At 68.0% G+C, this 14,409-nt stretch carries 14 protein-coding genes; 4 read left to right on the top strand and 10 right to left on the bottom strand.

Annotation, left to right across the window (positions count from 1 at the left end):
• The first annotated feature begins 125 nt into the window (after positions 1–125).
• Positions 126–2,102 (top strand): diguanylate cyclase domain-containing protein, encoded by a 1,977-nt coding sequence (locus AC56KW_RS06030; protein ID WP_497169821.1) that lies wholly within the window; start codon positions 126–128, stop codon positions 2,100–2,102.
• An 83-nt stretch (positions 2,103–2,185) separates the two neighbouring features.
• On the opposite strand, the gene AC56KW_RS06025 is transcribed toward AC56KW_RS06030, so the two are convergent.
• The 7 genes from AC56KW_RS06025 to AC56KW_RS05995 all read right to left on the bottom strand — a co-directional run bounded on the left by AC56KW_RS06025 (position 2,186) and on the right by AC56KW_RS05995 (position 8,046).
• The gene (locus tag AC56KW_RS06025; protein ID WP_497169820.1) at positions 2,186–3,529 is read right to left on the bottom strand and encodes an erythromycin esterase family protein; all 1,344 of its coding nucleotides are present in this window, start codon (positions 3,527–3,529) and stop codon (positions 2,186–2,188) included.
• A 1-nt stretch (position 3,530) separates the two neighbouring features.
• Entirely contained in the window at positions 3,531–4,865 is a 1,335-nt protein-coding gene (locus AC56KW_RS06020) for an SRPBCC family protein (RefSeq protein WP_497169819.1), read from the bottom strand.
• The gene (locus AC56KW_RS06015) at positions 4,862–5,584 is read right to left on the bottom strand and encodes a phosphoribosyltransferase (RefSeq protein WP_497169818.1); all 723 of its coding nucleotides are present in this window, start codon (positions 5,582–5,584) and stop codon (positions 4,862–4,864) included. The genes AC56KW_RS06020 and AC56KW_RS06015 overlap by 4 nt, the downstream gene beginning before the upstream one ends.
• 100 nt (positions 5,585–5,684) lie before the next feature.
• Positions 5,685–6,527, bottom strand: coding sequence for an S-formylglutathione hydrolase (gene fghA / locus AC56KW_RS06010; RefSeq protein ID WP_497169817.1), 843 nt, complete (start codon positions 6,525–6,527; stop codon positions 5,685–5,687).
• A gap of 63 nt (positions 6,528–6,590) precedes the next feature.
• A complete protein-coding gene (locus AC56KW_RS06005) occupies positions 6,591–7,181 on the bottom strand; it encodes a chromate transporter (RefSeq protein ID WP_497169816.1) in 591 nt (196 codons plus the stop codon).
• Positions 7,178–7,807, bottom strand: coding sequence for a chromate transporter (locus AC56KW_RS06000; RefSeq protein WP_497169815.1), 630 nt, complete (start codon positions 7,805–7,807; stop codon positions 7,178–7,180). The genes AC56KW_RS06005 and AC56KW_RS06000 overlap by 4 nt, the downstream gene beginning before the upstream one ends.
• Before the next feature lie 62 nt (positions 7,808–7,869).
• Positions 7,870–8,046, bottom strand: coding sequence for a hypothetical protein (locus tag AC56KW_RS05995; RefSeq protein ID WP_497169814.1), 177 nt, complete (start codon positions 8,044–8,046; stop codon positions 7,870–7,872).
• A gap of 201 nt (positions 8,047–8,247) precedes the next feature.
• On the opposite strand from AC56KW_RS05995, the gene AC56KW_RS05990 reads away from it, so the two are divergent.
• Entirely contained in the window at positions 8,248–8,466 is a 219-nt protein-coding gene (locus AC56KW_RS05990) for a hypothetical protein (RefSeq protein WP_497169813.1), read from the top strand.
• A 43-nt stretch (positions 8,467–8,509) separates the two neighbouring features.
• Here AC56KW_RS05990 and AC56KW_RS05985 read toward each other — a convergent pair whose 3' ends face one another.
• Entirely contained in the window at positions 8,510–8,740 is a 231-nt protein-coding gene (locus tag AC56KW_RS05985; protein ID WP_497169812.1) for a hypothetical protein, read from the bottom strand.
• A gap of 105 nt (positions 8,741–8,845) precedes the next feature.
• On the opposite strand from AC56KW_RS05985, the gene AC56KW_RS05980 reads away from it, so the two are divergent.
• Positions 8,846–10,942 (top strand): ATP-dependent helicase, encoded by a 2,097-nt coding sequence (locus AC56KW_RS05980; RefSeq protein ID WP_497169811.1) that lies wholly within the window; start codon positions 8,846–8,848, stop codon positions 10,940–10,942.
• 266 nt (positions 10,943–11,208) lie between these two features.
• Here AC56KW_RS05980 and AC56KW_RS05975 read toward each other — a convergent pair whose 3' ends face one another.
• Positions 11,209–11,871 carry a phosphohydrolase gene (locus AC56KW_RS05975; RefSeq protein ID WP_497169810.1) on the bottom strand — a complete coding sequence of 221 codons (663 nt, stop codon included), beginning with the start codon at positions 11,869–11,871 and terminating at the stop codon, positions 11,209–11,211.
• 126 nt (positions 11,872–11,997) lie between these two features.
• Here AC56KW_RS05975 and glpD point away from each other — a divergent pair, with 126 nt between their 5' ends.
• A complete protein-coding gene (gene glpD, locus AC56KW_RS05970; protein ID WP_497169809.1) occupies positions 11,998–13,563 on the top strand; it encodes a glycerol-3-phosphate dehydrogenase in 1,566 nt (521 codons plus the stop codon).
• On the opposite strand, the gene AC56KW_RS05965 is transcribed toward glpD, so the two are convergent.
• Positions 13,560–14,402 (bottom strand): protein-glutamate O-methyltransferase CheR, encoded by an 843-nt coding sequence (locus AC56KW_RS05965; RefSeq protein WP_497169808.1) that lies wholly within the window; start codon positions 14,400–14,402, stop codon positions 13,560–13,562. The genes glpD and AC56KW_RS05965 overlap by 4 nt on opposite strands.
• Positions 14,403–14,409 lie beyond the last annotated feature (7 nt).

The following is a 14,409-nucleotide window of genomic DNA, read 5'->3' as shown; positions in this document are numbered from 1 at the left end:
CAACAGCATGGCAAGTCATACTTTGTTGCCTTCTGAACAGTTAATGTCCCGCTTGCGGATGTTGCGCTTTGGTAGGGCGGAATTAGTATGTAATACTTTGTCGCATTGCCGTTAACATTATTCCTATGCTTAAACGCGGTCTGCGCCCGATGCCGGCGAACCTGAAGCTGCGCATGGCCTGCGTCGCGGCGGTCCTGGTATTCGTGGCCACCTTGCTGGTCACCCTCTCGACCCTGGCGGTGGCCGAGCGCGGCATGAAGTCGGTCATCGGCGACCAGCAGCATGCGATGCTGGCCAGCGCCGCGTCCTTCATGGACGACCGCATCCTGGCGCGCGTGGCGCAGGTGGAGTCGCTGGCGGCCAGCCTTGCGCCGACGGCGATCAGTGACCCCGAGGCGACCCGGCGCGTGCTGGAAGCGCGGGGGCCCATGTGGGAACACGAATACCTGAACCTGATCGTGCTCGATGCGCGCGGCCAGCAGGTGATCTCCCTGCGTTCCTTCGGCAAGAACCGACGGCTCGATGCCGCCGGCCTCGACTATTTCACGCGCCCCATGGAAACCGGCCGCGGCTTCATGTCGCAGCCGGTCGTGAGCCGCATCTCGAACCGCAAGATCGTGATCATCAGCGCGCCGCTGTTCGATGCCGACGGCAATCGCTCGGGCGTGCTGACCGCCAGCATGGACCTGCAGGCGACCGGCTTCCTGCGCCAGATCAGCGCCCTCAAGCCTGGCGTCTCGGGTTACCTGTTCCTGACGGCGCCCGACGGCGCCATGATCGATCATCCCGATCCGCGCCGGCTGGCGCAGCCAACCGGGCGCCAGACCGCGGGCCTGACGCGCGCCATCCAGGGCTTCGAGGGCTGGATCGAGGCGGCCGGCATGGACGGGCGCGAATCGATCTACGCCTACCAGCGCCTGCGCACCACCGGCTGGATCCTGGGGGCGCGCTTGCCGACCGAGGAAGCCTTCGCTCCGCTGGCGGAGATGCGTCGCAACGCCATCTATGGCGCGACCGGCCTGGCGCTGGCGTCCGGCGTGCTGGCCTGGGCGATCGTGTTCCGGCTGTTGGCGCCGCTGCAGCGCCTGCGCGACCGGATCCGCGCGATCCGCCACGACGGCGCCGACATCGCGGTGCTGCACGACGCCCGGTGCGACGAGATCGGTGAACTGGGCAATGCCTTCTACCAGTTGATGGCCGAGCGCGAAAACGCCGAGGGCCTGCGCACGGCGAGCGAGAAGCGGCTGCGCCTGATCACCGATAACCTGCCGGTGCTGATCGCCTACGTCGACCGCGACGAGCGCTTCCGCTTCGGGAACGCGACCTTCGAGCGCTGGTTCGGGGTGCCCCCCGAACGCCTGGTCGGCATGTCGATCGCCGATCTGATGGGCGAGGATGCGGCGCGCCAGGGCGCCGCCAGCCTCGACGGCGCCTTCGCCGGCCACGCCACTACCTGCCAGATGCGGCTGCAGATCCAGGGCGCGTCCCGCGTGCTGGAGGGCGTCTATATCCCCGACCTGCAGCCGGACGGCAGCGTGGCCGGGGTGTACGCGCTCAAGCACGACATGACCCACGTGAAGGAAGTCGAGGAGCAGCTGACCCGGCTCGCGCGCAGCGATACCCTGACCGGCCTGGCCAACCGGCGCAGCTTCAACGAGATCTTGCAGCAGGCGCTGGCGCGCGCGGCGCGCCACGGCCGCGCGCTGGCCTTGGCCTACCTCGATATCGACCGTTTCAAGCGCATCAACGACAGCCACGGCCACGGCGTGGGCGACGAGGTGCTCAAGGAAGTCGGCGAGCGCCTGCGCGCCTGCGTGCGCGCGAGTGACACACCCGCGCGCCTGTCGGGCGACGAGTTCGTGGTGATCCTGGAAGAGATCGGCGGCAGCGAGGAAGCCGTGCGCATCGCGGTCAAGATCGTGGCCGCGATGCGTGCGCCGTTCGATACCGGCGCCGGGATGCTGGCGGTGTCGGCCAGCGTCGGCATCGCCTTGTGGCGCCAGGGACAGGATGAGGATGGCTTGCTGGCGGCGGCGGATGGGGCCTTGTATGTGGCCAAGGCGAATGGCCGCGATGGATATGCGGTGGGCGAGGCGGCGTGACCGGGTGATGGGCGGTGCCTGAACGCGTGGTCGGGCGACCCGTCCACCCGCGATCTACGCGTTCAGCGCATCCGGCGATGGGGTCACAATCCGCCCGGATACGTCTCGGGCGGTTCGCCCGAACGCCACCCGCTGCCCGGGTCCAGTGGTTCCACCGCCGTGGTGCGGTCGATGTGGATCACCGCATCGAACTGGCGCGGCAGCTGGGCCATGAAGTAGTGGCTCTGGCGTTCGCTGCGCGGCAGGTACAGCACGCCGATCGCGCGTTCGAGCCGCTCTTGCATCAGCGCATCGCGGGCGGCCGAGGGCTCGCGCAGCGGCAGGAAGAAGCGTTCGATGCCGGTGCTGTGCAGCAGGTGCTCGTAGCTGTTCTGCAGGGCCGGCCGCACGTGCTTGTGCTGGCCCTCGCCATCCCATTCCGAGGCCGCCGTGACCCGGCCCTCATAGGTGGTGAAGCCGACCAGCAGGGCGTCGGCGCCGTAGGCCTTGCGCGCCAGCTCGCCCACCGTCCATTCGCCCTGGCGCCCGATCTCGGTCGCGCGGGCGTCGCCGATGTGCGAGTTGTGCTCCCACACCACGATGCGGGCCGGCTTGCCGTCGCGCGACAGGTGGCGCGCCACCGCGTCCAGCGTCTCGGCCATGTGGCTGTCGCGCAGGTTCCAGGACGAGATGCGACCCTTGAACATGGTGCGGTAGTACTCTTCGGCGTTCTTGACCAGGCGCGCGTTCTGCTGGGCGTAGAAGAACGCGTCCTCGGCGCCTGCGCCGTCGGCCTGGACGTAGTCGAAGGCGCGCTGCTGCAAGGTGCGCAGCGTGTCGATCACGCCTTGCTGGCATGACGGCGACATGCCGAAGCTGGCCGCGTAACCATATTGCTGGCTGTCCTGCTCGTAGTGGTCGAAGCAGGCGTAGACCTTGCGCGCCTCGCGCGCGGCATGGGGGTCGACCGCGTCCAGGTATTGCAGCACCTCGTGGATCGAAGTGTACATGCTGTACAGGTCCAGGCCGTAGAAGCCGGTCCTGGCCGACCCGGCCCCTTGGCCGGCATTATGCGCGCGCAGCCATTCGACGAAGTCGAGTACCGCCGTGTTGCGCCACATCCAGGCGGGAAAGCGTTCGAAGCCCGCCAGCGCGGCGCGGCCATCGCGGTCCGCCCCTTCGCCGCGCACATAGCGGTTGACGCGCCAGGCATCGGGCCAGTCGGCTTCGACCGCCACCGCGGTGAAGCCTTTTTCCTGGACCAGCCGCTGGGTGACGCGGGCCCGCTCCGCGTAGAACTCGTGGGTGCCGTGGGTGGCTTCTCCCAGCAGCACGAAGCGGGCGTTGCCGACCATGTCGAGCAGGGCGTCGTAGTCGTCCGCAGCACCCGTGAGGGGGCGGGCGGACGCGCGCACCGCGTCGAGGGTGGCGTTGGTGAGGATGGCCACGTCAGTGCAGGAAGCTGTGGCTCGGCGCCGCCTGCCGACCGGCATATTGCGCACCGCCGCGTTCGATGAACTCTTTCATGCGCGCCAGGTCGTCGTCCATCTGGCGCTGCGGGTCGGCGCCCAGCATGCGTGCGATGCCATGGCCCAGCGCGCCTGCCGGCGGCGAATAGCGCATGCGCACCGTGACGCGGGTGCCGCTGCCGGACGGTTCGAACGTGATCGTGCCTTCTTGCTCGATCTCCGAGCCCGGCTCGCTGCGCCACGACAGGCGGTCGGGGCGCGACTGCTCGGTCATCACCGCGTTCCAGGCGTATTCCATGCCGCCAGGGCCGCGTACCACCCAGTGCGAACGGCGGTGGCCCAGGTCGCGCACCTCGGTCACGTGCGACATGAAGCGCGGGAAGTTCTCGACTTCGGACCAGGCGTCGAACACTTCTTTTGGCGCGGCGTCGATATGGATCGAATTCTCCACCTCGACCTGGCTGGCGGCGCCGCGGTGGCGCAGCGAATCGACCAGCTGGCGGCCACGGTCGCTGCGCAGCAGCACCGCCAGCGCGCCCAGGCCGAGCAGGGCGGCGACCGGCGAGCGGCGCACCAGGCCGACCACGCTCAGGGCGCCGGTTCCCAGCAGGGCGGAATTGGTGAGGGTCGGGCTGCGCGCGCCGAAGGCCTGCGCCAGGTGATCGGTCCATTCGCGCACCTGGCTGCCTGCGGCCTGGGCGCGCGAGCGGGCGTCGGCCTTCAGGCTATAGGCGGACTGTTCGAGGCGTTCGCGGGCCTGGTCGGCACGTTCGCGGGCGTGCTCGGCGGCGTAGTCGGCAGCACGCGCGGCGCGGTCGCGCGCCTTGTCCGCGGCATACTCGGCCTGCTCGCGCGCATCGTGCGCCGCGTGGCGGGCGCGGTCGCGTGCCTCGTAGGCGACGTGTTTCGCGCGGTCGCGTGCGTCTTGGGCCAGATGGCTGGCGCGGTCTTTCGCCTCATAGGAGGAATCCGCCAGGCGCACGCGCGCATGCTCGAGCCGGTCGCGCGTCTGGTGCGAAGCCTCGGCCAGGCGGTCACCCGCCGCATGGGCGGCGCCGGCCAGGCGTTCACCGGCGCGGGCCGCGGCGATGGAGGCGCGGTGGCGCGCGGCGTCGAGACGGTCGCCGGCGTTGTACCAGGCGTGTTCAAGGCGCTCACCGGTGCGCTCGCGCGCGTCGCGCAGGGCGCCGCGGGCGCGTGCACGGCGCTTGCCGCCGCGGTCCGGGTCGAACGCATACATCAGCAATGCGCCCGCGACTGCTGCGCCGATCCATTTACCCACGTTCGCTGCTTGTTCTTTGTTCGTATCGTTCATGTCGGCTCCTTGAGGTAGGGTTGACTGGCGGCGTCGCGCGTTCGTGCCCACGCCTGCGCCAGCAGGGATTGCACTTCTTCATCACCCGTCTGCTCGAAGCTGCCGTACCACTCACCGACGGCGCGAAAGCGCAGCGGTGCGACAGGGCAGACCACCTCGTCGACCACCTCGCGCAGTGCCTGCAGCGCAGCCGGGGCCGCCACCGGCACCGCCACCACCAGCCGCGCCGGAAGCTGGCGGCGTGCGACTTCGACCGCCGCCAGCATCGTCGATCCGGTGGCGACGCCATCGTCGACCAGGATCACGCAGCGTCCCGCGATCCGGACCGGCGCCCGCGCGCCGCGGTAACACCGTTCGCGTCGCGCCAGCTCGCTTTGCTCGGCCGCGCTGACCGCATCGACGTCGGCCTGGGTCACGCCCATCAGCCCCGGCACGCCGGGCTGCAGCACGCGCACGCCGCCGCTGCCGATGGCGCCCATCGCGAACTCGGGCTGGCTGGGCATGCCAAGCTTGCGCACCAGCATCAGGTCGAGTTCGGCGTGCAGCGCCTGGGCGATCGGACAGGCGACCGGCACGCCGCCACGCGGCAGCGCGAGGACGAGCACGTCGTCGAAGTCGGCGAAATGGTGCAGTGCCTGCGCCAATTGCCGGCCCGCATCTTGACGGTCGATGAACGGTTCGAACTGTTGCATGATGAAGAAGTTGTTAACTTCCAGCATACACAGGGATGGTCACGGCCGTCGTTCGTTTGCCGTATGGAATGGTCCCCAGGGAAAGGTGAGGACGGATGGCGGCCCGCGCTGCGGGCCGCGCGCTGGCTCAGCCGAGCTGGCTGGCGTGGAAGCGCAGGTGATCCTCGACGAAGGTCGAGATAAAGTAATAGCCGTGGTCATAACCGGCATGGCGGCGCAGGGTAAGGGGCTGCCCCGCCTTGGCGCAGGCTTGTTCGAACGCTTCGGGCAGCAACTGCTCGACCAGGAATTTGTCGCCCAGCCCCTGGTCGATCAGGATGCCGCGGGGGAAAGGTGCGGTGTCGTGACGGGCCATGAGCGCGCTGGCGTCATGGTCTTGCCAGGCGTTCTCGTCGGGGCCGAGATAGCCGCCAAAGGCCTTCCTGCCCCACGGGCAGCGGCTCGGCGCGGCGATCGGCGCGAAGGCCGAGACCGAGCGGAACAGCTCCGGATGTTTCAGCGCCATGGTCAGCGCCCCGTGGCCGCCCATCGAGTGGCCGAAGATGCCGACCCGCTTGGCATCGGCCTGGAAGCTCGCCAGCACCAGCGCATGCAGTTCCAGCAGATAGCTGTGCATGCGGTAATGGCGCGCCCACGGTTCCCGGGTGGCGTCGAGATAGAAGCCGGCGCCGGCGCCGAAGTCCCAGCTATCGGTCTCTCCCGGCACACCGGCGCCGCGCGGGCTGGTATCGGGCGCGACCAGGATGACGCCAAGCTCGCTGGCCAGGCGCTGGGCGCCGGCCTTGGTCATGAAGGTTTCCTCGGTACAGGTCAGGCCGGCCAGGTAGAACAGCACCGGCAGCTTCTTGTCACCGGCTGCCGGCGGCAGGTAGACCGAGAACTTCATCGGCAAGCCGATGGCGGCCGAGTCGTGCTGGTAGAAGCGCTGCACCCCGCCGAAGCAGGCGTGTTCATTCAGGAGTTGGAGCATCTTGGTGTCGATTGCAGTGGTGTGAATGGCGCCAGTATGCCGCGTTCAGGCGCAGCTTGCCAACTAGACCACGCCCAGCGCGCCCAGCAGGGCGCCGGCCGCCAGCATCCACAGCAGGTGCAGGCGGGTGCGCCAGATCACGATGCAACTGGCGATCGTGAGCAGCCACAAGGGCCAGTTGTCCATGTGCGCGCCACCCTTGCCGCCACCGGTGGCCAGCAGCCAGGCGGTCGACAACAGCATGGCGATCACCAGCGGCGCCATGCCCTGCTTGAAGGCGCGCACGGCGCGCAGCGTGCGGTTGCGGTGCGCCCATTGGGCCACCTGGTAAGTAAACACGGTGGAGGGCAGCATGATGCCGATCATCGACAGCACGACGCCGCCCAGCGCCGCCGCCATGCTGCCGGAATTGAGCCCGACGTGCCAGCCCAGCAGCGCCACGAACAGCACGTTCGGCCCTGGCGACGACTGGGCCAGCGCCACCGAATCGGCGAACTGGGTCTGGCTCAGCCAGCCCTGGCGCTCGACCAGGTAGCGCTGCATCTCGGACGTGGTCGAGATCGCGCCGCCGAGCGACATCATGGACAGCATCAGGAAGTGGACGAACAGGTTCAGCCAGTCATGCCAGCCGAACGCCAGGGTCGGCGCGCTCATGGCTTGAGGGCGCGCCAGGCCAGCACGCAGCCCAGGCCGCCGAGCAGGGCGATGACAAGCGCCAGCGGCACCCGGATCCAGGCCAGCAGGACGAAGCCGGCGCCAGCGATCGCGATGCAGGCCGCGAGCGGGATCACGTTCTTCGACAGGGCCACCGACATGCGCAGGCCGGTCGCGGCGATCAGGCCGGCGGCAACGGCGGCCATGCCGCGCAGGGCGCCCTGCACCTGGGGCAGGGTGGAAAACTGGGCGTAGACCAGGGCCAGGCACAGTACCAGGATCAGCGGCACGGTGAGGATGCCGGCCAGTGCGCTCATGGCGCCGGCCAGGCCGAAGTGGCGAGTGCCGATCATCATCGCCAGGTTGCAGACGTTCGGGCCCGGCATGATCTGGGCGACCGACCACTCCTCGATGAATTCCTCGTTGCTCATCCAGCGCTTGCGCTCGACGACCTGCTGCTGGATCACGGCCAGTACGCCGCCGAAGCCCTGCAGGGCGATCAGCGTGAACGATACGAACAAGTCGGTCAGCGACGCCGGACGCGGACGTTCGGGGACCGGCATGGGCAAGTCGGCTGCTGGCGAAATGGGCGTTGCCGAAGGAACGGGGGAGGGGGAAGCGCTCATTCGGCGATTATCGCCGCTCGCCGCGCGTCCTGTCCATGCGCAACCCGCGGCGGATAAAGCGCTCAGCCGCCGCCGATGCCTTCCATTACATGGCCGGTCCCGCCGCACTGCGGACAGGGTTTTCCGTCGGCCAGGGTGCCGCGGCCGGCGCAGGCGTCGCACACGTTTTCACCGGCGCCGGGCGTGCCGGGGGCGGCTTCGTCACCGGGGTTCAGGTCGGGATCGGGCTGGATGCTCATGGATGTCCTCGCGATTGGTCGTATGCAGCCGATTGTAGGCAGGAAGACAGCAGGGCGGCGCAGCGCAGCGCAGACGCCGTCGTCGGGTACGAATTGCCCTCGCATTGATACTGGTCTGACATTGACTTTGAGCGTGCATCGTCAATACTCGTGATGCCATTCATGCTATGCCAGCGACATAACTCATCGGAGACAAGCGCCATGAGCCCTTTCCGTGCCCAGGAAATCAACCAAGGCCTTGCGGCTTCCTTCGAAATCAGGCGTAACACCTGGCAGCGCGACGTCGTGACGCGCGGCATCGCCACCTTGCATGAGTCGGGCGTCATGCCCGCCGTCGAGTATCTCAAATCGCAGGGCGTGGGCGCGCGCGTGATCGAACGCGTGGTCCTCGAGCCGGAACGGCGCCGGGCGGGCGCTTGAAAGATGGCCGGCGCGACGTTTGTGCTGGCATCCGGTCGACGAATTATTTATGGCGGATAAGGTGTATGCTTAAGGCAACTGCATGTAAACCTTTGATTTTGATCGTAAACGGGATTGCCTTCCCAATAGGCAAATTGTTGAAACCCGCACCATGGGCCGCCTCCAGCGTGTCAAGCCCCCGCTTTTCCACATACTTATTCACAGACTTTGTGGATATCCAAAAAACGCCTTGATTATCCGTGACTTGGCAGGAAATGTTGAGGCCCTGGCGCATGCCGTTCCTGACGACGGTTTGATGGCGTCGGCCTGCGACGCCAACTTCTGCTTGCGGCGCTAGACTGGATAAATGTACAGTATGGCATTTCCAGATTGCTCAGCCATGTCCGCCGTCGCCGATCCGAACGCTCCACCGCCTGCCACCGACGACCCGTTCGCCTGCCTCAACCCCGAACAGCGGGCGGCGGTCGAGCATGACGTCGGCATGGCGGCGCCGCGGCCCTTGCTGGTCGTGGCCGGCGCCGGTTCCGGCAAGACCAATACGCTGGCGCACCGGGTGGCGCGCCTGATCCAGTCGGGAGCGGATCCGCAGCGCATCCTGCTGCTGACCTTTTCGCGCCGCGCCGCCACCGAAATGACCCAGCGCGCCGGTGGCGTGCTGCACCGGCTGTTCGGGCTCAAGGGGACGCGATCGCAGGTCACCTTGCCCTGGGCCGGCACCTTCCACAGCATCGGCGCGCGCCTGCTGCGCGCGTTCTCCGGCCGCATCGGCCTGGACGAGGGGTTCACGATCCACGACCGCGGCGACGCCGAAGACCTGATGGGCATGGTGCGCCACGAGATCGGCCTGAGCCGCCTTGAAAAACGCTTCCCGCTGAAAGGCACGTGCCTGTCGATCTACTCGCGCGTGGTCAATGGCCGCGAGCCGCTGGACAAGGTCTTGCAGGCATTCTTTCCCTGGTGCAGTGAATGGGAAGCGCAGCTCAAGACGCTGTTCGGCGCCTACGTCGACGCCAAGCAGGAGCAGAACGTGCTCGACTACGACGACCTGCTGCTGTTCTGGGCCGAGATGGCGGCCGACCCGGTGCTGGGGCTCGAACTGGGCGCGCTGTTCGATCACGTGCTGGTCGACGAGTACCAGGACACGAACCGCCTGCAGGCTTCCATCGTCACCGGCATGAAGCCCGACGGCCGCGGCGTGATGGTCGTGGGTGACGACGCCCAGTCGATCTATGGTTTTCGCGGCGCCACGGTGCGCAATATCCTCGATTTCTCGAGCCAGTTCTCGCAGCCGGCGCAGCTGATCACGCTGGAGCGCAACTACCGTTCCACGCAACCCATCCTGGACGCCTCCAACGCCGTGATCGGCGCCGCGCTCGAGCGTCACGCCAAGACGCTGTGGACCGACAAGGTGTCCAGCGTCAAGCCGCAGCTGGTCTTGATTCCCGACGAAGCCGAACAGGCGCGCTGGGTCTGCAACCGCATCCTCGAACAGCGCGAGGCCGGCGTCACGCTGAAGTCGCAGGCGGTGCTGTTTCGCGCCGCCAGCCACAGCGCCGCGCTGGAGCTCGAACTCATGCGCCGCAACATTCCTTTCGTCAAGTTCGGCGGCCTGAAATTCCTGGAAGCGGCCCATATCAAGGACGTGCTGGCGCTGCTGCGCTTTGCCCAGAACCCGAGCGGGCGGCTGGCCGGCTTTCGCGCGCTGCAACTCATTCCCGGCATCGGCCAGGCCACCGCCGCCCGCCTGGTCGACGCGGCCGGCACGAGCGACGATCCGGTGGCGGCGCTGGGCGCCTTCGCGCTGCCGGCGCGCTGCAGGGCCGATTGGGAAGCCTTTTGTGCGCTGTACCGGCGCCTGCGCACGCCTGGCCTGCGCTGGCCGCTGGACCTCGAACTGGCGCGCGATTGGTACCAGCCGCACCTGGAGCGGCTGCACGACGATGCGCAGGTGCGCGCCGCCGACCTCGACCAGCTGGTGGCGCTGTCCGGCGGCTATGGCAACCGCGAAAGCTTCCTGGCCGAGATCACGCTCGATCCGCCCGAGGCGACCAGCGACCGCGCCGGCGCGCCGCTGCTGGACGAGGATTATGTGATCCTGTCCACCATCCATTCGAGCAAGGGCCAAGAGTGGCACTCGGTGCACGTGCTGAACGTGGTCGACGGCTGCATCCCGTCGGACATGGCGACCGGCAGCCAGGACGACATCGAGGAAGAGCGGCGCCTGCTCTACGTGGCCATGACGCGGGCGCGCGAAAACCTGCACCTGGTGGTGCCGAACCGCTTCTTCATCAAGCAGCAGTCGTCGATGGGCGACCGCCATGTGTATGCGGCGCGTACGCGCTTCATCACCCCGGTCATGCTCAAGTATTTCGAGGAATCGCCCTGGCTCAGCGCCGACAAGCGCGAGCTGCGTACCCCGATGCCCGACAGTGTACGCATGCTGGTGCGCGACCGGGCCCGGAACGCATGGAAATGACGACAGATGCGCGCAAGTTGCCGACTTATCCCCGCCGCGCCACTTTTGTAGGAGTTTGCCTTGTGTGACATGAATGTTTAGAAGTGTTGCACGTGCAAGTGACTGATTTTAAGCGGCTATTTTTTTGCCTCCAGAACGGGCATTTTGTTGAAACCCGCATCAATACTGCGCTTGCGGCCTGTCAAGTGGCGCTTGTCCACACAGTTATCCACATTTCTTGTGGATAGGCCAAAAGGCTGAATGAAATCAGACACTTGTGCTCAATATTAACCCGCAGAAACTCTCTTTTCCCGGCCGTCACTCGCGATCGTGAGCCGGCGCAGTTCGCACAGGAAGCGTTCGCAGGCCAGGCCTGGCGGCCATGGTTCCCACGGCCGGCAACCGTAGTACGCTACCAACGGATCGTCGGCCAGTACCGCTGCCCGGATCTTGAGGGTGCGCCGCACTTCCTCGCGCGACCAGCCAGCCACGTGCACCGCTTCGGTCGCGGCCGCCAGTCGGTCGGCACGCTTGTGCGCGGCGTGGCCGCGCGCATCCCAGGCCGGCAGGCCATAGCGCAAAAAGACCATGTGTTCGAGTCGTTTGGTAAGGGCGCGGAACGCGTCGCCCAGGAAGGGCTTGATGACGGAAATCGCATCGAAGCCGAGCAGGCCTTCCTCGGCGTCGTGCAGCAGTTCGCGCAATTCCTCGAGCGGGGTGAGCGCCGGCGCGGCGGCGCGGCGCAGCAGCATGACCGTGATCGAATGCTGGGCCACCGACAGGGGCAGGGGCCAGGCCGAGTGGCCGCCCCAGCGATAGGTGCGGGCCAGGCCGAGCGCGAGGTCGGCGTCGTCCCAGTCGAAGGGCGTAGGGTCGAGGAGGTCGAGGCGGCGGCCCGACGGCATGCGGACCCAGGCGCGGGTCCGGTCAGGGTTGGACGGGATGGGCATGTGGCGATTTTCTCACACCGGCCCGTTCATTCTCCGCATAATTGATGCAGGCAAACTTCCAGCCGGCGCGTCCGCCTAGACTGGAGCGGATGGCGTCATGCCGCGGTGAAAAGCGATGGGGGACCGATGCGAGCGAACACGATGATCGATTGCGACCTGCTGGTGATCGGCGGCGGCATCAACGGCGTCGGCATCGCGCGCGACTCCGCCGGGCGCGGCTTGCGCGTCGTCTTGTGCGAGAAGGATGACCTGGGCGCACACACGTCCTCCGCTTCCAGCAAGCTGATCCACGGCGGGCTGCGTTACCTCGAGTACCGCGAGTTCGGCCTGGTGCGCAAGGCGCTGGCCGAGCGCGAGATTCTGCTGCGCAGCGCCCCGCACATCATGCGGCCATTGCGCTTCGTGATGCCGCACGTGGGCGGGCAACGGCCGGCCTGGCTGCTCCGCGCCGGGCTGTTCCTCTACGACCGCCTGGCGCCGCGCGCCTTCCTGCCCGCGTCGCACGCGATCGCGCTGGCCGGCCACCAGGCCGGGGCGGCGCTCAAACCAGAGTTTACCCGCGCCTTCGCCTATTCCGACGGCTGGGTCGACGACGCGCGGCTGGTGGTGCTCAACGCCCTCGACGCCCATGAGCGCGGCGCGCGGGTGCTCACGCACGCCGCCTGCAACGACGTTGCCCGGCGCGGCGCGCACTGGGAAGCGCAGCTCGACCAGGACGGCGCGCCGCTGACCGTGCGCGCACGCGGCCTGGTCAATGCCGCCGGCCCCTGGGCGGCGCGCGTCGCCCAATGCGCCAACCGCGCGGCGCCGCACCGCGCGCTGCGCCTGATCAAGGGCAGCCATATCGTGGTGCCGCGCCTGTTCGAGCACGGCTGCGCCTACCTGTTCCAGCATACCGATGGCCGGGTCGTGTTCGCGATTCCGTATGAACAAGCGTTCACCCTGGTCGGCACCACCGACATCGACTTCGACGGCGATCCCGGCAAGGTCGCCATCGGCGAGGGCGAGGTGCGCTACCTGTGCGAGCTGGCCAACCGCTACTTCCAGCGCCAACTGGCGCCAAGCGACGTGGTGTGGAGCTACTCCGGCGTGCGGCCCCTGCTGGAAGACGATGCCCGGAGCGCGGCGGCGGCCACGCGCGACTACTTCCTCGAGCGCGACGCCGATGGTCCGCCGCTGCTGTCTGTCTTCGGCGGCAAGATCACGACCTACCGCAAGCTGGCCGAGGAAGCGGTCGACTGGATCGCGCCGCTGCTGGGCCAGGCGCCGGGCGGCGCCTGGACGGCCAGCGCCGTGCTGCCGGGCGGCGACCTGTTCGGCCCCGGCCCCGACAGTCGCGGCGTGCTCGAATTCGAGCGCTGGGTGGCGGCGCTTCAGCGACGCCATGCCTGGCTGCCCAAGCCGCTGGCGCTGCGCTACGCACGCGCCTACGGAACGCGGATCGATGTGCTGCTCGACGGATGCCGGAAGCTCTCGGATCTTGGCCTGGCACTGGCGCCGGGCCTGTACGAGGCGGAGCTGCGCTACCTGATGACGCATGAATGGGCCGCGAATGCAGCCGATGTGTTGTGGCGCCGGACCAAGCTGGGCTTGCACCTGCGGCCGGGCGTGGCGGACACGATCAACGCCTGGATGGCGTGCAGGGTTGGCGGCTACGCCGCCGACCCCACGCGCGTCGGCGATCGTTATTAGCGTACCCGCTTGTACCAGGCCCTGTCGTCGAACAGCGGCCGGTAATCGCCTGCCGCCGCATCGCCCGCCATCAGCTCGCGGTCGATCCCCAGCACCCCGAACAGCGCCAGGCTGTCCCTGAACAAGCGCAGCACGCGCTGGCGCAATACCGGCCCGAAATCGGGCAGGGCGCGGCAGCAGACGATCGCGTGGAACTCGTTGAACGAGCCATCCGTCACCAGGCAGTACTGCAGCCAGGTGATGCGCTCGCGCAGCCGCGGCAGCAGGCGCGCGCGGCCGTCGCCGACTTCGAAGTAGTCGGCCAGGCGCCCGGTGCCGCCGCTTGCCTCGTAGCCACGCTGGGCCTCGACGAGCTGCGACGCCGGCAGCGTGGCTTCGCGCGCCTCGAACAGCAATTCGTCGCTGGCCAGCGTCGCGAACACCTGGGTGCGTCCATACAGCTTTTCCTCGGCCAGCAAGACCGCCAGGGTCCAGGCCTCGCCCACCCCGGCCACTTCCGGCAGCCAGACCTTGGGCAGCGCGGTCGGACGCAGGCTGTCGGACAACGCGTCACGCTGGCGCCGCGCCCAGTCCGGACGGTCGAACAGCGCGGCCGGCTGCACCGCAAGCGCACGCACGACGCCCTGCGCCGCGCCGGGCGCATGCAGCACCTGCTCCTGCAAGCGCGACAGGTTCGGCAGATCGTGCAGGCGCGCGAGGTCCTGCAAGCGACGTCGCAACAGGGAGCGCTCATGGCTGCGGTAGTCGAAGCCGAAGCGCTGGTACAAGGCTTCGAGCAGTAACTCGATCTCGAGCTCCGCCAGGCCGGGATCGACCGGCAATCCAGTCAGGGCGTTCACCGCGGCC

This window comes from Telluria sp. RT2P19, from assembly GCF_059685725.1.
The sequence above is the reverse complement of the archived record's forward strand: the minus strand, read 5'-3'. Positions and strand labels throughout refer to the sequence as shown.